The 21,802-nt window shown below is 69.3% G+C and carries 21 protein-coding genes and 1 pseudogene; 11 read left to right on the forward strand and 11 right to left on the reverse strand.

Annotation, left to right across the window (positions count from 1 at the left end; translation table 11 throughout):
* Positions 1-71: 71 nt before the first annotated feature.
* Both N5079_RS09605 and N5079_RS09610 read right to left on the reverse strand, forming a co-directional pair.
* Positions 72-1,043: an NAD(P)-dependent alcohol dehydrogenase gene (locus N5079_RS09605; RefSeq protein WP_261583252.1), complete on the reverse strand. Its 972-nt coding sequence runs from the start codon at positions 1,041-1,043 to the stop codon at positions 72-74.
* Positions 1,040-1,312, reverse strand: coding sequence for a helix-turn-helix transcriptional regulator (locus N5079_RS09610; RefSeq protein ID WP_410007762.1), 273 nt, complete (start codon positions 1,310-1,312; stop codon positions 1,040-1,042). Before N5079_RS09610 ends, N5079_RS09605 begins: the two co-directional genes overlap by 4 nt.
* A gap of 264 nt (positions 1,313-1,576) precedes the next feature.
* Between N5079_RS09610 and N5079_RS09615 the strand changes: the two genes are divergently transcribed.
* On the forward strand, positions 1,577-2,671 hold the full coding sequence (locus N5079_RS09615) for a hypothetical protein (protein WP_261583254.1): 1,095 nt from the start codon (positions 1,577-1,579) through the stop codon (positions 2,669-2,671).
* A gap of 137 nt (positions 2,672-2,808) precedes the next feature.
* On the opposite strand, the gene N5079_RS09620 is transcribed toward N5079_RS09615, so the two are convergent.
* The 3 genes from N5079_RS09620 to N5079_RS09630 all read right to left on the reverse strand — a co-directional run bounded on the left by N5079_RS09620 (position 2,809) and on the right by N5079_RS09630 (position 4,801).
* A complete protein-coding gene (locus tag N5079_RS09620; RefSeq protein ID WP_261583255.1) occupies positions 2,809-3,141 on the reverse strand; it encodes a putative quinol monooxygenase in 333 nt (110 codons plus the stop codon).
* A gap of 117 nt (positions 3,142-3,258) precedes the next feature.
* The gene (locus N5079_RS09625; protein WP_261583256.1) at positions 3,259-4,122 is read right to left on the reverse strand and encodes an LLM class F420-dependent oxidoreductase; all 864 of its coding nucleotides are present in this window, start codon (positions 4,120-4,122) and stop codon (positions 3,259-3,261) included.
* Between the two features lie 253 nt (positions 4,123-4,375).
* On the reverse strand, positions 4,376-4,801 hold the full coding sequence (locus tag N5079_RS09630) for a PPOX class F420-dependent oxidoreductase (RefSeq protein WP_261583257.1): 426 nt from the start codon (positions 4,799-4,801) through the stop codon (positions 4,376-4,378).
* 17 nt (positions 4,802-4,818) lie between these two features.
* Here N5079_RS09630 and N5079_RS35490 point away from each other — a divergent pair, with 17 nt between their 5' ends.
* Positions 4,819-4,935, forward strand: coding sequence for a twin-arginine translocation signal domain-containing protein (locus tag N5079_RS35490; RefSeq protein ID WP_410007768.1), 117 nt, complete (start codon positions 4,819-4,821; stop codon positions 4,933-4,935).
* Positions 4,936-5,120: 185 nt separating this feature from the next.
* Here N5079_RS35490 and N5079_RS35495 read toward each other — a convergent pair.
* The 4 genes and pseudogenes from N5079_RS35495 to N5079_RS09650 form a co-directional block, all read right to left on the reverse strand.
* Positions 5,121-5,558: pseudogene (locus N5079_RS35495) on the reverse strand (lysophospholipid acyltransferase family protein); the annotation flags it as partial.
* Positions 5,559-5,856: 298 nt separating this feature from the next.
* A complete protein-coding gene (locus N5079_RS09640; protein WP_261583259.1) occupies positions 5,857-7,614 on the reverse strand; it encodes a thiamine pyrophosphate-binding protein in 1,758 nt (585 codons plus the stop codon).
* A complete protein-coding gene (locus N5079_RS09645; protein ID WP_261583260.1) occupies positions 7,611-8,384 on the reverse strand; it encodes a cyclase family protein in 774 nt (257 codons plus the stop codon). Before N5079_RS09645 ends, N5079_RS09640 begins: the two co-directional genes overlap by 4 nt.
* Positions 8,385-9,315: 931 nt before the next feature.
* Positions 9,316-9,936, reverse strand: a complete 621-nt coding sequence (locus tag N5079_RS09650; protein WP_261583261.1) for a hypothetical protein — start codon at positions 9,934-9,936, stop codon at positions 9,316-9,318.
* Between the two features lie 115 nt (positions 9,937-10,051).
* Here N5079_RS09650 and dhaK point away from each other — a divergent pair, with 115 nt between their 5' ends.
* Genes dhaK through dhaM form a run of 3 tightly spaced genes read left to right on the forward strand, consistent with a single transcriptional unit; the run spans position 10,052 to position 12,080 of the window.
* A complete protein-coding gene (dhaK, locus tag N5079_RS09655) occupies positions 10,052-11,044 on the forward strand; it encodes a dihydroxyacetone kinase subunit DhaK (RefSeq protein ID WP_261583262.1) in 993 nt (330 codons plus the stop codon).
* Positions 11,041-11,691, forward strand: a complete 651-nt coding sequence (dhaL, locus tag N5079_RS09660; RefSeq protein WP_261583263.1) for a dihydroxyacetone kinase subunit DhaL — start codon at positions 11,041-11,043, stop codon at positions 11,689-11,691. The genes dhaK and dhaL overlap by 4 nt, the downstream gene beginning before the upstream one ends.
* 14 nt (positions 11,692-11,705) lie before the next feature.
* Positions 11,706-12,080, forward strand: coding sequence for a dihydroxyacetone kinase phosphoryl donor subunit DhaM (dhaM, locus tag N5079_RS09665; RefSeq protein ID WP_261583264.1), 375 nt, complete (start codon positions 11,706-11,708; stop codon positions 12,078-12,080).
* Between the two features lie 134 nt (positions 12,081-12,214).
* Here dhaM and N5079_RS09670 read toward each other — a convergent pair whose 3' ends face one another.
* Positions 12,215-12,466, reverse strand: coding sequence for a Smr/MutS family protein (locus tag N5079_RS09670; protein WP_203880454.1), 252 nt, complete (start codon positions 12,464-12,466; stop codon positions 12,215-12,217).
* 237 nt (positions 12,467-12,703) lie between these two features.
* Here N5079_RS09670 and N5079_RS35335 point away from each other — a divergent pair, with 237 nt between their 5' ends.
* Entirely contained in the window at positions 12,704-16,036 is a 3,333-nt protein-coding gene (locus N5079_RS35335) for a S8 family serine peptidase (protein WP_315967808.1), read from the forward strand.
* A 169-nt stretch (positions 16,037-16,205) separates the two neighbouring features.
* Here the strand turns inward: N5079_RS35335 and N5079_RS09685 are convergent, their stop codons facing one another.
* Positions 16,206-16,634, reverse strand: coding sequence for a CBS domain-containing protein (locus N5079_RS09685; protein ID WP_261583265.1), 429 nt, complete (start codon positions 16,632-16,634; stop codon positions 16,206-16,208).
* 313 nt (positions 16,635-16,947) lie between these two features.
* Between N5079_RS09685 and N5079_RS09690 the strand changes: the two genes are divergently transcribed.
* From N5079_RS09690 to N5079_RS09710, 5 genes are all read left to right on the forward strand, one after another.
* Positions 16,948-17,769: an MlaE family ABC transporter permease gene (locus N5079_RS09690; RefSeq protein WP_261583266.1), complete on the forward strand. Its 822-nt coding sequence runs from the start codon at positions 16,948-16,950 to the stop codon at positions 17,767-17,769.
* Positions 17,769-18,632: an ABC transporter permease gene (locus tag N5079_RS09695; protein WP_261583267.1), complete on the forward strand. Its 864-nt coding sequence runs from the start codon at positions 17,769-17,771 to the stop codon at positions 18,630-18,632. The genes N5079_RS09690 and N5079_RS09695 overlap by 1 nt, the downstream gene beginning before the upstream one ends.
* Complete coding sequence (locus tag N5079_RS09700) at positions 18,629-19,681, forward strand: MlaD family protein (protein ID WP_261583268.1); 1,053 nt, start codon at positions 18,629-18,631, stop codon at positions 19,679-19,681. The genes N5079_RS09695 and N5079_RS09700 overlap by 4 nt, the downstream gene beginning before the upstream one ends.
* Before the next feature lie 73 nt (positions 19,682-19,754).
* Positions 19,755-20,786, forward strand: a complete 1,032-nt coding sequence (locus tag N5079_RS09705) for an MCE family protein (RefSeq protein WP_261583269.1) — start codon at positions 19,755-19,757, stop codon at positions 20,784-20,786.
* Positions 20,787-21,800: an MlaD family protein gene (locus tag N5079_RS09710; protein ID WP_261583270.1), complete on the forward strand. Its 1,014-nt coding sequence runs from the start codon at positions 20,787-20,789 to the stop codon at positions 21,798-21,800.
* Positions 21,801-21,802: the final 2 nt, after the last annotated feature.

The following is a 21,802-nucleotide window of genomic DNA, read 5'->3' on the forward strand; positions in this document are numbered from 1 at the left end:
GTACGGCTCCGCGGGCCGTACGGCACGGCCGGACGCCGACGGCGAGGCCCGCGGGCCTGTGATGAGGGGCATCACACGGTGATGACGACCTTGCCGCGTGCGTGGCCGTTCCGCAGGTGCCGGACGGCGTCGGGGACCTCTTTCAAGGGGTACGTCCTGTCGATGACCGGCGTCACCTTGCCGGCCTCGATGAGCTCCCTCAGGAGCCGCAGGTCCTCCTTGGGCTGCGTCGCGAACAGCCCGCGCAGGTCGTGGCTCACGAGCGGCGACAGCATGAGCGCCTTGAGCAGGCGATCGGTGCCTCCGAACCACCGTCCTCCCCCTTCACCGCCGACGATGACGAGAGTCCCCCGGGGGGTGAGGGCACGCCGGAGGTGGGACAGCGAACGGCTGCCCGCGGTGTCGAGGATGAGGTCGTAGCGGCGCGCCCCGTCCGCGAAGTCGTCGCGCGTGTAGTCGATCACGTCGTCCGCGCCGATCGATCGGACCAGGTCCGCCTTACCCGTGCCGCACACTCCGGTGACCTCCGCGCCGAACGCCTTGGCCAGCTGCACCGCGAACGTTCCCACGCCCCCCGCCGCACCGATGATCAGGACCTTCTGTCCCGGCCGCACCCGTCCCTGGTCGCGAAGGCCCTGGAGGGCGGTGCAGGCGGATATGGGGACGGCAGCCGCCTGCTCGAAGGTGAGGTTCGCCGGCTTCGGCGCGAACCTCTCCTCGTGAGCACACGCGTACTCGGCGAAGGAGCCGTCGCAGGTGCCGAACACCTCGTCTCCCGGCCGGAACCGGGTCACGTTGGCGCCGACCGCCTCGACGCGCCCCGCGACGTCGGTGCCCCGGACGCGGACGTTGGGCGCGCGGAGCCCGTAGCCGAAGGCGCGGACGAGGTACGGCAGGCCGGTCATGAGGTGCCAGACGCTCGGATCGACGCCGGCCGCGTCCACCCGCACGAGCAGGTCGTTCTCCCCGGCCACCGGCTTGTCGACGTCCCTGAGCTCCAGGACGTCCGCTGAGCCGTACCTGTCTTGGACGATCGCCTTCATGGCGTCTCCTCTTCACTGTCCGGGTACTGGAACACGTCGTCGAGCGGGACCTTGAAGACCCGGGCGATCTGAAACGCCATTTCAAGGGAGGGCGAGTAGCGGCCCTGCTCGATGGCGATGACGGTCTGGCGGGTCACGCCGATGCGGTCCGCCAGATCCGCCTGCGTCATCTCCCCGTGCGCGAATCGGAGGGATCGGATGCTGTTCGTGACCCTGGTCGGCTTCACCACGGCAGTCCCCGGAGGTTGTCCGCGGCAGCGCGGCGTCACCCGCTTCTGATGTCGATGCGGCGTGGCGTACGGTCACCACTCTCACCGAGCTGCCCTCACTGCTCCGCGAAGCGGTGGGGAGGTGAACCCTGTGAACCGTATGGACGCTGTGAACCTATGAACGGTGTGACGCTGTGAACGGTGTGACGCTGTGAACCCTGTGGACCCTCTCAGCTCATCTCAGCTTCGCCACAGCATCTCCCACATAAATTGCGGAACATGAGGACGCGCCGCGTATCACGGAACCGCTCCGATGGTCCGATCATGACTGAAATCGCACGTACGGCGAACGTGTCACCACCTGGATGGCGGCGTCGGCGGTCGTCGTGGACCGGGTACGCGGCCTTCGGCTGGGCGGCGCTGTACGGAGGGTTCGGCCTGGTCTCGGCGCTGACCGGAACCGCGGTGTTCTACCGCGCCGCGGAGCCGCTGCCGGTCGGCCTGAACTGGGCCGTCGTGGCCGTGGCCGTCCTGGCGGCGATGGCGGCCCTGGCCACCGTACGGCCCTGGGGCCGGCGGATTCCCCGGCCGGTCGTTTCCGTCACGCTGGCCGGGCTGTGCGTGTTGAGCGGCGCGGCCGCGTTCGGCCTGCTGATGGACATGATCACTTTCGCCTTCAATCAGACCGTCGACAGTGAGATGGCGTTCGCCAACCGGGTGCTCGCGGCGGTTGGCGTGGTGCTGCTCATCGCCACGGCCCGCTCCCACCGTTCCTCCGCGTACGGCACCTGCCCGCGGTGCGGCGCCGTACATACCTCCTCCATCACACGGAGCAGGCCGGAGCCCACGCACGCTCCGCGGCGCGTCCGCGCACTGGCCTATGTGGGCGCCGTGGCGTTCCTGCCGTACGCGGCCATGAAGATGACGTGGGCGCTGGGCGGGACCTTCGCCGGTGTCAGCGGAGCACAGATGCTGGCGATAGCCGGGCGCAACGGCGCCTCGGGGGTGTGGCTCACCCTGGCACATTTGGGCATCGACGCCACGGTGCTGCTGGCCGCGCTCGGGGTGTTCCTCATCCTTGGTCTGGTACGGCCGTGGGGGCAGGTGTTCCCTCGGTGGACGCTCGCCCTGCGCGGCAGGCGGGTGCCGCGCTGGCTGCCGCTCACCCCCGCGCTGATCGGTGCCGCGACGCTCGCACCCTACGGAGCGGCCGGAACAGCCTACGCCGCGCTCGGCACGGCAGGTGTGGTGACCGTCTCCCGGGGGGACTTCCCCACTTCGGGAGACGCCCTGCTGGTGACCTGGTTCGGGGTCGGCGCCTTCGCCGCGTACGGCATCGCACTGGGCGCGGCTGCCTGGTCCTACCTGCGCCGCACCCAGCCGGTCTGCGTGAACACCAGAGCGGAGGTCCCGTCATGAAACACGTGGTCCGGTTGCGCTCGACGGTCAGCCGAGCCCGCCGGGGATCGGCGGACAGGTCGGGGGCTCGGGGACATGTCAGGCGGAGCCTTCCATACGGCGAGCCGGCCCGCGATCAGCGGCGCGTCGCCCGAGGGTCAGCCCCGCTCGGGGACGGCCATCTCGCCGAGGAGGGACCAGTCGTCCTGCGGAATCGTCATGTTGACGATGCGAGGCGTCTCGGCGAGGTGAGGCGGAAGGGTCCGCTGCGCCTTCTTGAAGTGCTCGGACTGGACGTGCGCCGCCCCGGCGTCCCCGTCCCTGAAAGCCTCGACCAGCACGTACTCGGCCGGGTCGTCGACGCTGCGGGACCAGTCGAACCAGAGGCAGCCGGGCTCGGCACGCGTCGCCTCGGTGAACTCACCGGCGATCTCGGGCCACCGGTCGGCGTCCTCCGGCAGCACCCGGAACTTCGCGGTAATGAAAATCATGAGATCTCTCTCGACGAATCAGCGGATACGCACCAACGATGCTAGTGACTCACCGATGAGCGCCTTCCCCGGAGGGATGGTCCGCGCCGATCGGCCCATGACCGCGAGGCGGGCTGGTCAGAGGGCGGCCACCGCGGGGATGACCTCGGCGCCCACCGTCTCCAGCGGCGTCAGCCGGTGGGCGTCCTTGACTTGGCCCAGCGCCTCGCTGAAGCCCAACTCGGCCAGGTGTCCCAGGTCGTCGACGATCTTCTGGGTGCCCTGGCCGACGTCGTACACGTAATAGACGGTCTTGACGATCTCGTCGTAGTCGCGGCCCTCGGCCTCGCAGTGGGCGCGCAGCACGTCGAGCTTCCTGGCCAGGTCGGGACCGGGGAACAGGTTGCACGCCTGCGCGTACCGCGCGACGAGGCGGAGGGTCTTCTTCTCCCCGCCGCCCCCGATCATGATCGGCGGATGCGGCCGGGACAGCGGCTGCGGCCGGTTCAGCGGGCGTTCCAGCTGATAGTGCCTGCCGTTGTAGGGGGTCTCGTCGCCCGCCCACATGCGCAGGCAGATCTGGACGGTCTCCTCCAGCCGCTCGAACCGCTCGGCGACCGGCGGGAAGGGGAACCCCAGCCCGCGGGACTCCTCGTCGTTCCACGCCGCGCCGACGCCGAGCCATGCCCGTCCGCCGGAAAGCACGTCGAGAGTAGAAATGATCTTGGCGAGGAGCCCGGGCTGACGATAAACGGTCCCGGTGACAAGCGTGAGCAGCTTGGCCCTGGACGTGTGGGCGGCCAGGTAGCCCAGGGTGGTGTACGCCTCCAGCATGTCGTTCTCCGGCGGGCCCACCACCCCGATCTGGAAGAAGTGGTCCATCACCGCGACCGTGGCGAAGCCGGCGTCGTCCGCCGCCTTCGCGATCGCCGCCAGATCGGCGCCGAGCGTCGCCGGCCCGCCGGGATACGTGAAATCAGGGATCTGCAGTCCGACCTTCATGAGAACCACCTCCGGGGGCGACGTTCATACCATTACATACTTACACGGAAACGCCCCCAAGTGGATCACGTCCCGAAGATCTCCCGCACGGCGGGCCGGCTTTCGGCTCGGCAGTAGACGGGGATGACGCCGATGAGGATATCGCGCGATGTCACGGCCCCTCCGGCGAGGGGAATCCGCGACCAGCGACCCTGCCGCCGTGTCGCGGAACCTCTGCACGTTCTACCCGTTCGTCTCAGGCGGAGACGTCGCGTCAGGCGGAGATCTCCCGCAGGGCGACGACATGATTCACGCGGAGCCGTACGAGCCACTCGCCGGGCACGCCGTTGCGCTCGCCGAACTCGGCGGCGCGGTCCTCCCCCATGTACCTGCCGCCGATCGCGGTGGCCCATTTGAGCAGCTCGTCGAGCTCGGACGACAGCGTGACCGTGCCCTCGATCATGACGTAGGAGTACGGCGGGAGCTGGTCGTCGACGCACAGGGTGGCCCGTGGGTCGCGCGCGAGCGCCTTGGCCTTGACGCTGGTCTCCCCCGTGTTGAACACCACGTCGTCGCCGTCGAGGACGAACCAGATCGGGGTCACGTGCGGCCTGCCGTCGGCCCGGGTGACCCCGAGCTTGCCCGTCCGCGTCCCCGCCATCACGAACTCGCGCCACTCGGCGTCGGTCATCCGTTCCATGGATCCAACGCTACGCGGTGGATCGGCGGGGCTTCCTCGCGGCGGCATCGAGTGCGGCGGCCTCTTCGGGCGTGGGGGCGGTCCCGCCGAGGTGGGCGGGCTGCCACCAGACCCCCTGCGAGGCCTCCGGGTAGTCTCGCTGCGCCCGGTCGAGGAGCTCCGCCATCCGCCGCCGCAGTTCCGTGGTGAGCGCGGCGATGTCGTCGCCCGGCTCCGGGTGCATGTGCTCGCCGATCAGGATGGTGATCGGCACATGCCGCTGGGTCAGCCTGCGCGGCCGTCCCTTGGTCCAGAGCCGCTGGCCGCCCCAGAGCGCGACGGGGATCAGAGGAACCCCGGCCTCGGCGGCCATCCGGATGGGGCCGCTCTTGATGTCCTTGACCGTGAAGGACCGGCTGATCGTGGCCTCGGCGAAGTTGCCGACGATCTCGCCCGACTTGAGAGCTTTCACCGCGGCGCCGAAGGCTCCCGCTCCCGCCGACCTGTCGACGGGGATGTGGTGCATGCCCCGCATCAGCGGCCCGGCGACCGGGTTGGCGAAGACCTCCTTCTTCGCCATGAACCGCACGAGACGCCCCGCGGGCCGCGCGGCGAAGCCGGCGAAGATGAAGTCGAGATAGCTGACATGGTTGCTCACCATGACCGCGCCACCCGTCCGCGGAACGCGTTCGGAGCCTTCGATGTGGAACTTGAGGTCCAGCAGCTTGAAGGCGGCCAGGGCGGTCCAGATGACCGGCGGGTACACGATCTCAGCCATGCCTGAAACCGTAACCTACGACCCAGTAACTTGCCCCCCACCCCGGGGCGTGATCATGCACACCTTCCCGAGTAACGGGTCCTGGCAGCCACAACCCCGCTCGTGATCATGCAAAGATTCCTCGCCACCCGGCCTGATCTGCTGCAACACGGTTCACGATCATGCATATGCCGTACTGCATGATCACGAATGCCCTCACGGCTGATCAGGGCTTGTGAGGAGGAATCTGCGCATGATCACGGAGTCCATGGCCCCTGCTTGACCAGCGTCTCCAGGAACCTGTGCATGATCACGGGGATCAGTGGCCTCGGAAGGCCTCCTCCAGCCACCATGAGGCGTGATCGGCGGTCACCTTGGCGTGGACGACGAGCGGCCTGTCGCGCGGGCCTTTCAGCCACTCGGCGACCCCCACCAGATCGCCTGTCTGCCGTACGGTCACCGCCTCGCAGCCGAAGCCGCGGGCGATCTCCGCGATGTCCACCGGCGCGAAGGTCACGGTCTCCAGCGGAAACCCGTCCGGCCCGAAGTGATGGACCTCGGCCCCATAGGCTTCATCGTCGTAGACCACGACCACCATGGGGATGCCCAGCCGTACGAGCGTCTCCAGCTCCGCGACGCTCATGAGCGCTCCGCCGTCGCCGAGGGCGGCCACCGGCAGGCGGTCCGGCCGGGCGAGGCCGGCGCCGATCGCGCTGGCCAGCCCGAGGCCGATGGACTGGAACGCCTGCGTGAAGCAGAACGACCCCTCGTCCGGCACCGACAGGAACATCGCCGGATATCCCATGTAATTGCCGGAGTCGACGGCGACGAGCCGTTCCTCCGGAAGCAGGTCGTCCAACTCGATCGAGAGCGTCCGCGGGTCGATCCGCCCGTTCCCGCTCCTGTCGTCGTACGGAACGTCCCGCCAGCGCGCCTCCCGCGCGATCCGTTCCGCGAGCTCCGGGCTCCGGTAACCGCGGCTCACCGCGTCATCGGAGTCAGGGAAGTCACCGGAGGCCCCCAGTGCGGCATGCACAGCCCGCGCGGTTTCCCGTACGTCGCCAACGACGCCGAGATCGGCCGGGCGGTTGGCGCCGATGGCGTCGGGATCGAGGTCCACCTGGACGACCTTGGTGTCCGGCCCGATCAGCCTGCCGTGCCGGGTGGTCCACATGGTGAGGGAGCAGCCCCAGGCGACGATGACGTCCGCTTCGCGGATCAGCTCCGCCGTCAGCGGCGACGAGAACCCGCCGCTCACGTCCAGGTCCCAGTGGCTGCCACGGAAGAGGCCCCTCATGACCGCCGATGTCGCCAGCAGGGCGCCCACCCGGCCGGCGAGGTCCTCCAGCTCGTGGCGGGCGCCCCTGGCCCCTCGCCCGGCCACGAACACGGGCCGCTCGGCCGCCGCCAGCAGCTCTCCGAGCCGGCCCACGGCCTCGGACGGCGAAGCGGGCGCGGCCGGCTCCTCCCCGGGGTCCTGGTCACTCGGGAAGGTGAGGCCCCACGGGGTGGCCGCCAACCGGCTCGCCGCCTCCTGGTGCCCGCGCCCGCGACCGGCCCGAAGTTCCTGTACGGCATGAGCGACCTCGTCGGGCAGGACCTCGGCCTGAACGTCTAGGGGCAGGTTGAGCAGCACGGTCCGGCGTCCCAGCAGCGCGGCGAGGAACGCCATCACCGTGTCGTCCACCACGGTCTCCGCGGAGGACACCCGGGCCCCGTGCGCGCCCACCGCCGACGCGAGAGCGGCCTGGTCGATCCGGAAGTTGGACCGCGGAGCGGTCGCCTCAGGGGCGAGCACGATCAGAGGGGTGCGGCTCTTGGCCGCCTCGGTGATGCCGGTCAGCGCGTTGGTGAGGCCGGGCCCCTGGTGGACGCTGAGCACGGCGACGGTGCCGCTCATCCGGGCGTAGGCGTCGGCCATCGTCGCCGCTCCGCCCTCGTGCCGGGCGGCGACGTACCGCACGCCGTGCTCGACGAGGGAGTTGGTGACGTGGAAGTTGCCGCTGCCGACGACGCCGAACGCCGCCCGGACGCCTAAGGAGGCGAGGACCGCGCCGACGGCCTCGGCGACGTTCACCGCTCCACCAGGGCGAGAACGCGGGCCGGGCTGCCCGAGCCGCCGACGATCGGCAGCGGGCCGGCGACGACGACCGACCCCGTGGGCGGCAGCCGGTCGAGGTTGCGGAGCTGGGTCAGGCCGTACTTACCCGCGCCGAGGAGGAACGAGTGGCAGGGAAAGGCCGGGTCGAACGAGTGCGCCGCCCCGGCGTCGGTCCCGACGGTCTCGACGCCGATGCCGGCGATCGGCGTCTGCTCAGCGAGGTAACGCGCACATTCGACCGAGATGCCGGGCGTGTGCGGGCCGGTGTCGTCGGCGTTCAGGAACTCGGCCTGGTCGTGGGCGCGGGAGTCCCAGCCGGTGCGGAAGAGCAGCCAGCCGCCCTCCGGCAGCGGGCCGTGCTCCTTCTCCCATGCGGTGACGTGGTCGATCTCAAGCAGGAAGTCGGGATTCTGTTTCGCTTGTTCGGTGAAGTCGAGCACCACCGCGGGTCCGATGAGCTTGGCGGCGGGGACCTGCGACACGTCCTCCCCGTCCCGCGCTGTCACCCAGTGGATCGGCGCGTCGAAGTGGGTGCCGGTGTGCTCTCCGGTCGAGATGTTGTTCCAGTACCACGCGGGGCCGCGGTCGTCGTACCGGCTGATCTCCTGGAGCGTGAACGGCACGGTCTGCCCGAACTGTTCGGGCAGCAGCAGGATCGGTGTCGTCTCGCTCAACGGCGCGGTCAGATCGAGCACCTCGATCCCCCCACTCCGGATGCCCTCCACCAGATCCCGCAACACCGACATGCGCGCCTCCAATCGTCTCCTGAACGCCCAAATCCTCCTACACCCCAGTGTCGAACGCCAGATCAGCCACGCTTCACAGTGCTGCGAATCCCATGAGGATCGCTCAGATCACGCCGCCGCGCCTGGCACAGCCCGCTTAAGTAGCCTGATCCGCCAAGGAGATATCGGCGACACGGACCGAAGCGACTTCGGGATTGTCGCAGAGGGATACGACATCCTTGGGCCACGCGCTGATAACCAACCCGGCATGGAGTTTTCCGGCAAGTCAAATTAGACGGCTCTAACCCATTCCAGAATCATAGATCAGCCACCTATCCGACGTCTTGTTCCGTCCAAGGTAGTAGCCCCAAGCTTGGCGTCCACTCGTCATTTCAGGGGAGTCTTGCTGTCGTTGCAGGTCGAATTTGACGCCCACGTAGACAACATCGCGAAATCTCCCGTGCGGGTCCGAATCCTTGAACACTCCGGTAACGATCACCGCTCGCACATGGTTCCACTCGCACAGAACACGGGCGGCCCCCGTTTGCTCCCGCCGCGCGAACGCGGGAGTGGAAACGGCGCTCATCTTCTCCGCGTCGTGGGCGTCGACTGCCGTCAAGTAAGCTACAACGGTCTTCGCGGGACGCTCCGCCGAAGTCGGAATTCGTACGTTCGAGGACGACTCAGAACAGTCCTTATCGTTCCCGCACCCTGCGACGCCGAGAATAAATACGAGAACCACTGCCATCCCGATTCGCCTAAAACGCAATGATCACCTCCACGGTGGGCCCTACCCTCGGACGGATTCAGCCGCACGAGGGCAGGGCACGGGCATGCTGTTGCTTGAAGCTGTTCGCCGTCGAGAGGTTGAGGGTAAGCTTCTCGACCGGAATGGCGACGGCATGCGAGCTTGCAGTGGAACACCATCACAACCGTGCGGTGTGCGGGCGGATCAGAGAACGCGTCCCGATCGGGCATCGCTCGCATACTGCTTAAGAGACGGGCTGATTTCCGGCCGGGCGCGTAAGAAGCCGTCGATGATGGCCTCGGTCTCGTCCGGGTAGTTCAGATGCCAGTGCCCCAGCCCGTGGAGACCGCTTTCGACGCAGGCGACGTTGTCACTGCCGAGGGTTTCGCGCATCACGTCGAGCAGGACGGAGTCAATTTCGCGGGACTCCGGCCGGTCCGGTCTTCCCCAGGTGGGGAAGACGTCCCACCACATGTAGCAGATGCTGTTGAGCGGCTCGTCGCCCGAGCGCCCCTGCCTGCCGTTGCTCAACACCTTCTGGCAGAGCGGCGCGAACAGTTGCCTATACAGCTGACGGATGGACTCGGCGCACCGGACCCTCAGCGACTCGTCCACCCCTTCGTTATAGAGCTCATGAAGCATGTCGCATTCACCGACCAGGAACCACAGCCCGGCGTTTATCTGCGCCGTCGAATACTTCTCGGTGAGCCGTCCAGCCGACGAGAACAGTTCCGTCAGCCCGCGAACGACGTCGAGAGGGCCGACATCATCGGCGTCCCCATCCTTGACGACGAGCACACGATGCGCCCACTGATCGAAATCCATCGCGACCTCATATGTCCGTTCCGGCCCCGTCGCTTGATCTTCCCAGCTGCCCGGGATTGCCGTATGGCAGATAGGGGCAGAAGTTGTCCTTAAGACCGATAAGGACGGCGGGGTCATGAAGAAGCTCATCAACGGCGTCGACACGGTGGTCATCGACGCGCTGCGCGGCATGGCGGCGGCGCACCCCTCGCTCCGGGTGGACCTCGACAACAAGGTGATCTTCCGGAGGGACGCCCCGCGCCGGGGCAAGGTCGGGCTGGTCTCCGGCGGAGGGTCCGGCCACGAGCCGCTGCACGGAGGTTTCGTCGGGTACGGCATGCTCGATGCCGCGTGTCCCGGGGAGGTCTTCACCTCGCCCGTCCCCGACCAGGTGATCGAGGCCAGCAAGGGAGTGGACGGCGGAGCCGGAGTGCTCCACATCGTCAAGAACTACACCGGCGACGTGCTCAACTTCGAGATGGCGGCCGAACTCTGCGCCGACGAGAGCATCGAGGTAGCGAGCGTGCTGGTCAACGACGACGTCGCCGTGCGGGACTCCCTCTACACCGCCGGTCGCCGGGGCACCGGCGCGACGCTGTTCGTCGAGAAGATCGCCGGGGCCCTCGCGGAGACCGGGGCGCCCCTGGCCGACGTCGCCCGGATCGGCCGGGAGGTCAACGAGCGCAGCCGGTCCTTCGGGGTCGCCCTCACGCCCTGCACCGTCCCCGCCGCCGGCAAGCCGACCTTCGAGCTGGGCGACACCGAGATCGAGCTCGGCATCGGCATCCACGGCGAGCCCGGACGCACGCGCACGTCGCACCGCGACGCACGCGAGATCGTACGGCTGGCCATGGACGCCATCTACGACGACCTTCCTTTGTCCGGCGAGACGCTCGTCCTGGTCAACGGGATGGGCGGCACTCCCCTCATGGAGCTGTACATCCTGTTCGCCGAGGTCTCCGCGTACCTCCACGAGAAGGGCGCGACAGCCGTACGCAGCCTGGTCGGAAACTACGTGACCAGTCTGGACATGCAGGGCTTCTCGGTCACGGTGTGCCGGTTGACCGACGAGCTCACCCGGCTCTGGGACGCGCCGGTGGAGACCCCCGGGCTCCGCTGGGGCCGATGACGACCGCCCACGAGGAGCCGCTGGTGGACACACCGTTCTTCCTGGCCTGGATCGAGGAGATGGCGACAGCCGTACAGGTCGAGCGCGACCGGCTCACCGAGCTCGACGCCGCGATCGGCGACGCCGACCACGGCGCGAACGTGGACCGCGGCTTCACGGCGGTACGGCAGGCGCTCGCGGACGGGCCGCCGGAGACGCCCCGAGCCGTGCTCGTGCTGGCCGGATCCACGCTGATCCGCAAGGTCGGCGGTGCTTCCGGCCCCTTGTACGGCACGGCCTTCCGGCAGATGGGACGAACGTTGCGCGACGCTCCCGAGGTGACCCTGGCCGAGCTGGCCGTGGCGTTCGACGCGGCGCTGGCCGGGGTTCAGAAGCTCGGCGGGGCCGCCGAGGGCGACAAGACCATGGTGGACGCGCTCGCCCCCGCCGTCCGGGCCCTGGCGCGGGCCGTACAGGACGGGTCGAAACCGGAGGACGCGATGGCCGCAGCGGCGGAAGCGGCGGCCGAGGGCGCGCGGGCGACGGTGCCGCTCCAGGCGCGGAAGGGGCGGGCCAGCTATCTGGGGCCGCGCAGCATCGGGCACGAGGATCCCGGCGCCGCCTCGACAGCACTGATCTTCGCGGCGCTGCGCAAGGCGGCCGGATAACGGGGAGCCAGGAGATGGTGGGAATCGTTCTGCTCTCTCACAGCGCCGGGCTGGCCGAGGAGGTGGTGGCTCTCGCCAGGCAGATCGCGGGCGCCGACGTGCCGGTCGCGGCGGCGGGTGGCACGGAGGACGGCGGCCTCGGGACGAGCCTGGACAAGGTCGGCGCAGCCGTCGAAAGCGTAGACCAGGGGGAAGGAGTCGTCCTCATCCCCGACCTCGGCAGCTCGGTGCTGACGGCCCGGCTGCTCGAGGAGCCGGGCTCAGTGATGATCGCGGATGTGCCGTTCGTCGAGGGTGCGATCGCCGCGGCGGTGGCGGCCGGAGGCGGCGCGTCCCTGGCAGCCGTCCTCGACGCGGCCGAAGAGGCCCGGACTTTCCGCAAGCTCTGACCAGCCGGCGTGCGGTCTCCCAAGGCGGTGAGTCGGTCACATCATGAGGGTGATCAAACACCCCCGTGCATGATCACAACCCTTCCCCCGCTTCCCTCTTCCCCGACCCTTCCCTTCGCTTCGTCCCTCTTCTCCTACCAGCGGAAGTAGACGAACAGGCGGCCGTGGTTCTTGGCGTCCTTGTCGATCCGGTGGTAGAGCGCCTTGATCTCCTTCTGCTCAAGAAAGCGGAGCACCTTTTTCTTGAGCTGGCCCGAGCCCTTGCCCGGGATTATCTCCACCTGGGTGGCCTTCTTCTGGACGGCCTCCTGGATGATGCCGCGCAGCGCCCGGTCGATCTCGCCGCCCTTGTTGTAGATGTCGTGGAGATCCAATTTGAGCTTCACGGACACGAGTCTAGAGCCCGCTCCCAACACAAAGCAGATGCCAAATCAACATAAAAGGCGATCTAGCTTTGAAAATGATCGTTAGTTAGACTCCCTGTCAGGTTCGGCCACCCGCACGGGTGGCCGTTCGCACGTCGCCCAAAGGGGGAGGGGCCGTACCTCCCATGCCAACTGGGCGGCACGACTTCTCCCTGCCCTGCGGGCGGCGGGTCCTCACCCGGTCTCCAGGGAGGTGTCGTGTCAAGGAAGCCCCCGCCTACCTACTTACGCACGGGCGCGGTCATCGCCGGTCTCGGCCTCATAACCGCGATGGTCCCCGCGGGATCCGCCGCCGCGGACCCGACCCCCACGCCGTCGCGGTCGTGGAACGCTACAGCGGTCACCGGCGCCGAGCGCGTCCAGGGCGCGAAGTCCCCGAGCGGTCAGCTCGCCAAGAGCGACGAGGCTCTGCTGAAGTCGCAGTCGGCGGCTCCGGCGAGCGTCGTGGTGAAGCTCGACTACGACTCGCTCGCCGCGTACAAGGGCGGCCTGCCCGGCCTGCCGGGCACGAGCCCGTCGGTCACCGGCAGGTCACTCGACGTCAAGAGCGCGGACGCCGCCAAATACACCAAGCACATCGAGGGCATCGAGAACACCTTCCTCAGCGAGCTGAGCAAGAAGGTCGCCGGGGCCAAGGTCGGGCAGAAGCTCCGCACGGTCTACGGCGGCGTGGCCCTCACCCTCCCCGCGAACAAGGCGGCCGACCTGCTCAAGCTGCCGGGCGTGGCCGCCGTCCAGGAGGACAAGAGGGAGCAGCCCCTCACCGACTCCAGCCCCGAGTTCATCGGCGCGGACACGATCTACAACCAGCTCGGCGGCGCGAATTCCTCGGGCAAGGGCGTCATCGTCGGCATTCTCGACTCGGGCGTGTGGCCGGAGCACCCGTCGTTCGCCGACCCGGGAACGCTGCCGGCTCCCCCGGCGAAGGCCGACGGCACCCCGCGGACCTGTAACTTCGGCGACAACCCTCTCACGCAGGCGAGCGACGTCTTCGCCTGCAACCACAAGCTGATCTCCGGCCAGCCGTTCCTCGCGACGTACAACGCGCTGGTGGGCGGCGAGACGTACCCCGACAGCGCCCGTGACTCCAACGGCCACGGCACGCACACCGCGAGCACGTCGGCGGGCGGCCCGGTGGAGCACGCCAACCCGCTCGGCATCGACCGCGGCGCGATCCACGGCATCGCGCCGGCCGCGCACGTCGCCGTCTACAAGGTCTGCGGCGCGGAGGGCTGCTACCAGTCCGACTCGGCCGCCGCGGTGGCGCAGGCCATCGCCGACGGAGTACGGGTGATCAACTTCTCGATCTCGGGCGGCTCGGACCCCTACAGCGACCCGGTCGAGCTGGCCTTCCTCGACGCGTACGCGGCGGGCGTGTTCGTCTCGGCCTCCGCGGGCAACTCGGGTCCCGGCGCGGGGACGACCGACCACCGCAGCCCGTGGGTGACCACGGTGGCCGCCTCCACCCAGTCTCGGACGTTCCAGTCGACGATCACGCTCACCGGCGGGCCGTCCATCAAGGGCGCGTCGATCACGCAGGGGATCTCCTCGCCGCTTCCCGTGGTGCTCGCGTCGGCTCCGCCGTACAACGACGCGCTGTGCGTCAGCACGCCGCCGGCGGGGCTGTTCACCGGCAAGATCGTCGCCTGCCGGCGCGGCCCGAACCGGGTGCTCAAGGGCGCCCAGGTCAAGAAGGGCGGCGCCGCGGGCATGATCCTTTACAACTCGACGGCGGCGGACATCATGACCGACAACCACTGGCTGCCGGCCGTGCACATCGACAAGCCGGAGACCGACGTCCTGCTGAGCTGGCTCAGCTCCCACCCGGGCGCGACGGCCACCTTCACCCAGGGCGAGAAGGCCACCTGGCAGGGCGACGTGATGACCACGTTCTCCTCGCGGGGACCGGGGGGCGACTTCCTCAAGCCTGACGTGACCGCGCCGGGCCTGCACATCCTCGCGGGCCAGACCCCCACTCCCGAGGCGGAGGTGGACGGTCCTCCGGGCAACCTGTTCCAGGCGATCGCGGGCACCTCGATGTCGTCGCCGCACGTCGCGGGCGCCGGCGCGCTGGTGTTCGCGCTGCACCCCGACTGGACTCCCGGCCAGGTGAAGTCGGCCCTGGAGACCACCGCGGTCACCAAGGTGACCAAGCCGGACCGGACCACGCCGGCCGACCCGTTCGACCTGGGCGGCGGCCGCATCGACCTGTCCAAGGCCGGTGACGCGGGCCTGACCCTCGACGAGACCGCGGCGAACTTCCTCGCCTCGGCCGCCGACCCGCTGAACCGGATCGACCTCAACGTGCCTTCGGTGAACGCGCCCACCATGCCGGGTGTGATCACCGCCAAGCGCACGCTGGTGAACGCGACCGGCAAGACGCTCACCTACTCCGCGTCGGGCACCACCGTCAGCGGGGCGAGCATCACCGTGCTGCCGCCGCTGTTCAGCGTGAAGCCCGGCAAGAGCGTCAAGGTCACCATCGTGATCGCCGCGCCGGACCTGCCCGACGGGCAGTACTTCGGCCAGGTGAACTTCAAGCAGATCGGCGGCACCAGGGAACAGCACCTCCCGGTGGCGTTCTTCCGTCAGGAGGGCGCGGTCCCGATCGACCAGACCTGCGCGCCGAGCACCATCCCCCTGAACACAGCGGAGTCCACCTGCACCGTGTCCGTCCAGAACAACACGCTGGAGAACTCCGAGGTCACCGCCGTCAGCACGCTCAACTCCAAGCTGCGGCTCACCGGTGTCACCGGAGCCACCCAGATCGGCTCGCAGATCGTTACGGCCAAGACGACCCTCGCGGCCAGACAACCGGACAAGCCGGGCATCGCGCCCGGCGAGAACCCCGCCGGCGGCTGGCTGTCACTCGCGGACTTCGGCATCGCGCCGCAGCCCATCGGTGACGAGGAGGCGCTGAACTTCAACGTCCCGGCGTACGTCTTCGCCGGCAAGACCTACAACAGGATCGGCATCGTCTCCAACGGCTACACGGTCGCGGGCGGCACCAACGGCTCGGCGGACATCGCGTTCGCGCCGCAGACGCTCCCCGACCAGGCGCCGCCGAACGGCGTGCTCGCGTCGTACTGGACCGACCTCAACGGCACCGGCGCGCCCGGCGTCTACGTCGGAACCCTCAGCGACGGGACCAACCGGTGGCTGGTCGTCGAGTGGCACGTCAACCTGTACGGCACGAGCGACCTCAAGATCTTCCAGCAGTGGATCGGGCTCAACGGCACCGAGGACATCACCTACGCCTACGACCCCGCCCACCTGCCGGGTGACCCCGGAGCGGCCTACGGCCTGACCGTGGGCGCCGAGAACGCCGAAGGCAACGCGGGCGGCCAGATCAGCGGTCCGCCCACGCAGGACTACCGGATCACCAGCACGCCGGGCGCCCCCGGCGGCACGCTCACCTACTCCTTCAAGGCGAAGGGCGTGTCCAAGGGCACCGGAACGGTCACGACCGGCACCTCCACCCCGCAGGTGAGAGGCATCACGGTCGAGGTCGACAAGATCACCGTCCAGTAGCGAAAGACAGGCGGGGCCCGGCGGATCGTCCGCCGGGCCCCCTGCGTCTGTCACCTCTGTCCGTGACCCCGGGCGGCGGAGTCCAGTCCGTCACCACTGCCCGTCACGCTCTGGCGGCCACCTCTGCCCGTCGCACTCGGGCGGCCACCTCTGCGGGTTACCTCTGCCGCTACCTCCTGAGGTAGCCGACGAGGGCGTCCTTCTCGGTTTCCAGCTCCTCGATGGCGACCTTCACGACGTCACCGATGCTCACGATGCCCGCGAGCCTGCCGTCCCGCACGACCGGGACGTGCCGCACGCGGTGATTGGTCATGGTGCGACGAAGCTCGTCCACGTTCGCGTCTGGACCGCAGGTACGGACCTCCGACGTCATGATGGACGACACCGGCTGGGTGAGAATGTCGGCCCCGCGCTCGTGCAGCCGCCGTACTATGTCACGTTCGGAGACGATTCCCGCGATGGTCACGCCGTCCTCCGACACCACCACCGCACCGATGTTGAGCTTGGCCAGCGTGGCCAGTAGTTCGGTGACCGTGGCATCAGGGGGGACCGTCGCCACACTGGTTCCCTTAGCCTGCAAGATCGAGCCGATGAGCAATCGACACCGCCTTTCCGGGGCTCCGGGGGGCGAACCCCGTCTCTCGCTCCGGCCGTACGGCGGGAGCGGCAAAGCCTGTTTTCCCAGGCAACAGTGCTTGCCCAACCCCGTCAAGTCCCCTGACCCAGGGCATGGAAAATATCACCCTTCCCTTGTCCGGAGCCCTGGCCGTCAACCGGCTCTCCCTTGATGGCCTTTGAACCGATATGCACTCTCCGTATCGTGTCCGTCGCACACAGTTTGCCAAAAGCGCCGACTTACTGGACAACACGTCAGTAAGGTGACTGCTTCATAGGCGACCTATGGGGTGGTCATGACGACACGGACGGCAACCGGCAGGACGGGCGGCAGGGCGGGCGGCAGGGCGGGCGGCAGGGCGGGCGGCCTCCTGTGGGTCGGCGACGTCTTCGTCCTCGCGCTGGAGGGATTCCGCCGCACCTGGGACGTCCGGAGCTGGTTCTGGGAGTTCGCCGAGCAGTGCTGGTTCCTGACCAGGGTCACGAGCGTCCCCGTCCTGCTGGTCTCGCTGCCGCTGGGCGCGACCGTCGCTCTCCAGGTGGGGGACCTCGCCTGGCAGCTCGGCGCCTCCTCCGTCACCGGGCAGGCCGTCTTCACCGGCACGGTCCGGGAGGTCGCCCCGATGGCGTCCGCGCTCCTCATCGCGGGAGCGGGCGGATCCGCGATGACGTCCGACATCGGGGCCAGGCACATCCGCGACGAACTGGCCGCGATGGAGGTCATGGCCGTCAACCCGATCCACCGGCTGGTCACCCCCCGGCTCTGGGCGTCCAGCACGGTCGCCGTCCTGCTGGTCCCGCTCGTCATCCTCGCGGCGGCCGCCGGCGGCTACTTCTTCAACGTCGTCGTCCAGGGCGTGACCCCGGGGGCGTACTTCGACGGCGCCACGCGGCTGCTCGTCCTGAGCGACCTGCTGGTCACGCTGTTCAAGGCGTGGGTCTTCGGGTTCGCCGCCGCGATCGTCTCCTGCCACATGGGCATGACCTGCGACACCAGCCCGGTCGGCGTGGGCCGCGCGGTCAACAGGGCGACCGTCCTGACGTTCCTGCTGGTCTTCACGCTGAACTATGTGATCTCGACCGTCTACTTCCTCGCCTACCCGCCGAGGGGGGTCTGATGGCGACGGTCCCCGGCGCGGAGACCGGGCCCGGTCCGTCCCGGCTGCCGCGCGAACTGCTCGAACGGCTGGCATCGCCGGCCGGCTGGACGCTGTTCGCGGGGAAGGTCGTGTTCTACAGCGCCCGCGACATCGTGCTGCGACTCAGGTTCCCCAAGGTCGTGCTCCGCCAGATCAGCGACGTGGTCGTCGGCGTCGGGGCCACGATCGTCGGCGGCGGCATGGTGCTCGTGGTCTTCACGATGGCCTTCTTCGTCGGCGCGACCGTCGGCCTCCAGGGCTACCAGGGCCTCCAGGCGATCGGGGCCGAGTCGTTCATGGGCCTGGTGAGCAGCTTCGCCAACGTCCGCGAGATCACGCCCATCATCGCCGCGACCGCGCTGGCGGCCCAGGTCGGCTCCGCGTACACCGCCGAGCTGGGCGCGATGCGGATCTCCGAGGAGATCGACGCTCTTGAGGTGATGGGGATCGACGCCTTCACCTATCTCGTCTGCACCCGGGTGGTCGCGGCGCTGGCGGCACTGATCCCGATCTACCTGATCGCCCTGTTCGCCAGTTTCTTCGCGACCCGTTTCATGTGCGTGGAGGTCTTCGGCATGGCCCCGGGCGGCTACGACTACTACTTCCACCTCTACCTGCCGGTGATCGACATCGTCTACAGCGTGACCAAGGTGGCGGTCTTCGCGTTCGCGGTGGTCGTCATCCACTGCTATCACGGGTTCCACGCCACCGGCGGGCCCGTGGGCGTGGGACTCGCGGCCGGTCGGGCCATCCGGCAGTCGATCATCACGATCGTCGTGCTGAACCTACTGCTCTCCACCCTGTTCTGGGGGAACGGCGGAAGCGTGAGGCTGACCGGATGACCGGCGGCCACCCCTCTCCCGGTGTACGGCTCGGCGTACGGCTCGGTGTGGCCGTCCTCACCGTCGCCGCGGTCGCCGCCGCCGGGGCCCTCGTCGTACGGAAGGTCACGGGCGCCGAGGGCGTCCGCTACACGGCCGAGTTCGGCCATGCCGGGCAGGGGCTGGACACCTCCTCCCCCGTCAAGATCCGCGGCGTCACCGTCGGCGGCGTGACCTCGGTCGACCTCGACGACAGGGGACGCGCGGTGCTGACCCTGCGCGTGGATCCCGGCGTCCGCGTGCCGGACTCGGCCGCCGCCTCGATCGAGCCGTCGTCGGTTTTCGGCCCCAAGTTCGTCAACCTCATCCCCGGTGGTCACGAGGGCTCCGGGCCGTACCTGCCGGATGGCGCGGCGATCACCAGGACCGAGGATCCCGCGGACCTGTCCGACTCGTTCGGCGACGCCTACAGCGCGCTGAGCGCGGTGAACCCACAGGAGGTGGCCGTCATCGCGCACACGCTCGGCCGCGGGCTCGACGGGAAGGGCGGCGAGCTGCGTGACCTGGTTGGCAACGCCGGGACGGTCCTGGACGTGGCCTACCGGCACAGGACGGACGCCGCGAAGTTCCTCCATGACGCGGGCGATCTCAGCACGGCCCTGGCGTCGAAGGGCGGCGACATCGTCGGGATCGCGGCCGACACGAACGCGGTGACGCCGGACCTGGTCGCCCGTGCCGATGAGGTCCGGGCGATTCTCGCCGAGCTGGACTCCATCTCGAGCTTGACGGCGCACGGTCTGAAGAAGCACGGCGGCGACCTCAGGGCGGCGGTCAGTTCGGGAGAGCGGGCCGTCCGCGTCGTCTACGACCAGCTCGGCATCGCCGGGGACGGCGTGCGCGGCCTGACGAGGTTGCTCGCCACGCTGAACCGGCTGATCGCGGCCCCCGGCCCGGACGGGACGAGGCAGCTCGGGGTCGAGGCGTACGTTCTCACCGATCCCTGTCAGCTCCTCGCCGGCCTCTGCGACCCGGGAGGGCCCTCCCCGCGAGACGAGGTGAGCGGCCGATGAGGCACCGGAGCGAACCGGGCGAGCGAGCGGCGCGCCGGACGTCCCCACACCCGCGAGACGAGGTGAGCGACCGATGAGGCGACGCGCGCTGGGGTGGTTCGCGGTGTTCGCCCTCGTCACGGCTGGGCTGCTCGGCCTGATCGGCGCACGCATCGCCCGCCTTCAGACCGGGCCGGTCTACCGGCTGGTGGCCGTGTTCGACGACGTGTCGGGGCTGCGCGAGGGCGACCAGGTGAAGATCGCCGGAGCTCCCGTGGGGCAGGTCGAGACGATCAAGGTCCTGGACGGCCGAGCCGAGGTCACGATGGCGGTCGAGCGGGCCGTCAGGGTCCCATCGGACAGCGAGGCCGCCGTGCGGTGGCGCGACGCGATCGGCCAGCGGGTCGTCTACCTGCTGCCCGGCACCGCGACCGGCCATCTGACGGACGGCGCGCGGATCACTCACACCGCCTCGGTCGTGGACATCGGCCGGCTGGTGCAGGACCTCGGCCCGCTGACCCGCAGCCTCGACCCCGGCCAGATCAACCGGCTCCTCACCGCCGCCGGTCAGGCGCTCGACGGCAACGAGAGGAACATCCCCCGGCTCGTCGCGGGCCTCGACGACGTCACCGCCACGATCGTCGAGCGGAAGAAGGTCATCGAGCGGATGCTCGGCGACTACGCCACCGTCACCGGCGTCGTCGCGCGCCGCGACAGGCAGATCGGCCGGCTGGTCCGCAATCTTGTGACCCTGAGCGACGCCTTCGCCGCTAACCAGAAGGCCGTCGACGACGCGCTGGTGGAGCTGTCCGCGACGGTCCACACCTCGGACCTCGTTCTCGGGTCCAACGCGGAGCAACTCGGCACGGTGATCGACCACCTCGGCGGGCTCACCGGCGGCCTGCGGCGGCACGTGGCCGACATCCGGTCGGCCATGACGAGGCTCCAGCCGCTCCTCGCCCGCGCCTACGCGACGACGAGCCGGGGACGGTTCGTCACCACGGCCGTTCCCTGCGTGGCGCTCGGGCCGCCGCCCTGCCCGTACGGCATGAGCACTCCGCCGCCGCTGCGCGGAAGCGCCAGGCTGACGGGCGCCGGCCTGCGCGCGCTCATGGTGGGTGAGTGAATGGCGCTCAAGTCGTTCCGCGACCGCGACAGGGTCGCCGTCGGCCTGGTCTCGCTCGGGGTCTTCGCCGCGATCCTGGCGGGAACCTTCCTCGTCGGCACACTGGGCGTCTTCGAGGGCGGCTACCGCATGTCGGGCGTCTTCGCCGACTCTGGTGGCCTGAAGGCGGGCAACGACGTGCGCGTCGCGGGTGTGGTCGTCGGCAGAGTGACCGAGGTCCGGCCGGACTACTCTCGCGGCGTCGTGGTGGTGACCTGGAAGGTGGATGACGGCGTCCACCTGGGGCGGCGAACCCGCGCGGAGATCACCCTGTCGAACCTGCTCGGTGGCCGCTACGTCAGGCTCAGCGGCCCGGCCGCCCCGCCGTACCTCGACCGGCTTCCGGAGTCGGGGCGCGTGGTGCCGCTGGAGCGGACCGGCACGCCGGTGCTGGTCACGGACGCGCTCAAGGACGCCACGGGGGTGGTGCGGCGGCTCGACACCAAGGCCGTGGACCGGCTCCTCGACGAGCTCGCCCGGATCGGACCGGGCAGGAAGGGCCGGATGACCCGGCTGCTCGCCGACATCGGCGAGCTGTCCGGCGTCATCAGCCGGAGCCGGCCGGAGCTGCGGAGGCTCATCGGCAACGGCACCAAGATCATGGATCTGGTCCGGCGCAAGGACAAGGAGCTGGGCCGGCTCGTCGACTCCATCCAGATCATGCTGGCCGAGCTGCGGCGGCGCCGCGGCGAGCTGCGCACCCTGCTGGGCGGCGGCAGCGATCTCGTGGCCCGCATGTCGGCTCTCATCGACAGGCACGAAAAGAGCCTGCTGGCGGTGATCGACGACGTGAGCGCGATCGGCGGCACGCTGGAACAGGGGGACGAAGACCTCAACGCCACGCTCGCGTGGGTCGGCCCGGCGTTCTCCGGCCTGTCCGGCATCGGCGGCCACGGCCCGTGGATCGAGGCCGTCACCACCGGCCTCGGGCCGATCGACCCCGGGGTCCTCGGCGGCCTCAGAGACGGCAGGTGAGC

This window comes from Planotetraspora sp. A-T 1434 (assembly GCF_025420585.1).
Lineage (GTDB): Bacteria > Actinomycetota > Actinomycetes > Streptosporangiales > Streptosporangiaceae > JAOEGB01.

Coding starts and splice junctions, on each gene's coding strand:
- dhaM (WP_261583264.1), top strand. CDS start 11,706: ATGGTGGGAATCGTTCTGCTCTCTCACAGCGCCGGGCTGGCCGAGGAG.
- N5079_RS09690 (WP_261583266.1), top strand. CDS start 16,948: ATGACGACACGGACGGCAACCGGCAGGACGGGCGGCAGGGCGGGCGGC.
- N5079_RS09620 (WP_261583255.1), bottom strand. CDS start 3,141: ATGATTTTCATTACCGCGAAGTTCCGGGTGCTGCCGGAGGACGCCGAC.
- N5079_RS09710 (WP_261583270.1), top strand. CDS start 20,787: ATGGCGCTCAAGTCGTTCCGCGACCGCGACAGGGTCGCCGTCGGCCTG.
- N5079_RS09695 (WP_261583267.1), top strand. CDS start 17,769: ATGGCGACGGTCCCCGGCGCGGAGACCGGGCCCGGTCCGTCCCGGCTG.
- N5079_RS09700 (WP_261583268.1), top strand. CDS start 18,629: ATGACCGGCGGCCACCCCTCTCCCGGTGTACGGCTCGGCGTACGGCTC.
- N5079_RS09615 (WP_261583254.1), top strand. CDS start 1,577: ATGACTGAAATCGCACGTACGGCGAACGTGTCACCACCTGGATGGCGG.
- dhaL (WP_261583263.1), top strand. CDS start 11,041: ATGACGACCGCCCACGAGGAGCCGCTGGTGGACACACCGTTCTTCCTG.
- N5079_RS09705 (WP_261583269.1), top strand. CDS start 19,755: ATGAGGCGACGCGCGCTGGGGTGGTTCGCGGTGTTCGCCCTCGTCACG.
- N5079_RS09650 (WP_261583261.1), bottom strand. CDS start 9,936: ATGGATTTCGATCAGTGGGCGCATCGTGTGCTCGTCGTCAAGGATGGG.
- N5079_RS09625 (WP_261583256.1), bottom strand. CDS start 4,122: ATGAAGGTCGGACTGCAGATCCCTGATTTCACGTATCCCGGCGGGCCG.
- N5079_RS09605 (WP_261583252.1), bottom strand. CDS start 1,043: ATGAAGGCGATCGTCCAAGACAGGTACGGCTCAGCGGACGTCCTGGAG.
- N5079_RS09630 (WP_261583257.1), bottom strand. CDS start 4,801: ATGGAACGGATGACCGACGCCGAGTGGCGCGAGTTCGTGATGGCGGGG.
- dhaK (WP_261583262.1), top strand. CDS start 10,052: ATGAAGAAGCTCATCAACGGCGTCGACACGGTGGTCATCGACGCGCTG.
- N5079_RS09645 (WP_261583260.1), bottom strand. CDS start 8,384: ATGTCGGTGTTGCGGGATCTGGTGGAGGGCATCCGGAGTGGGGGGATC.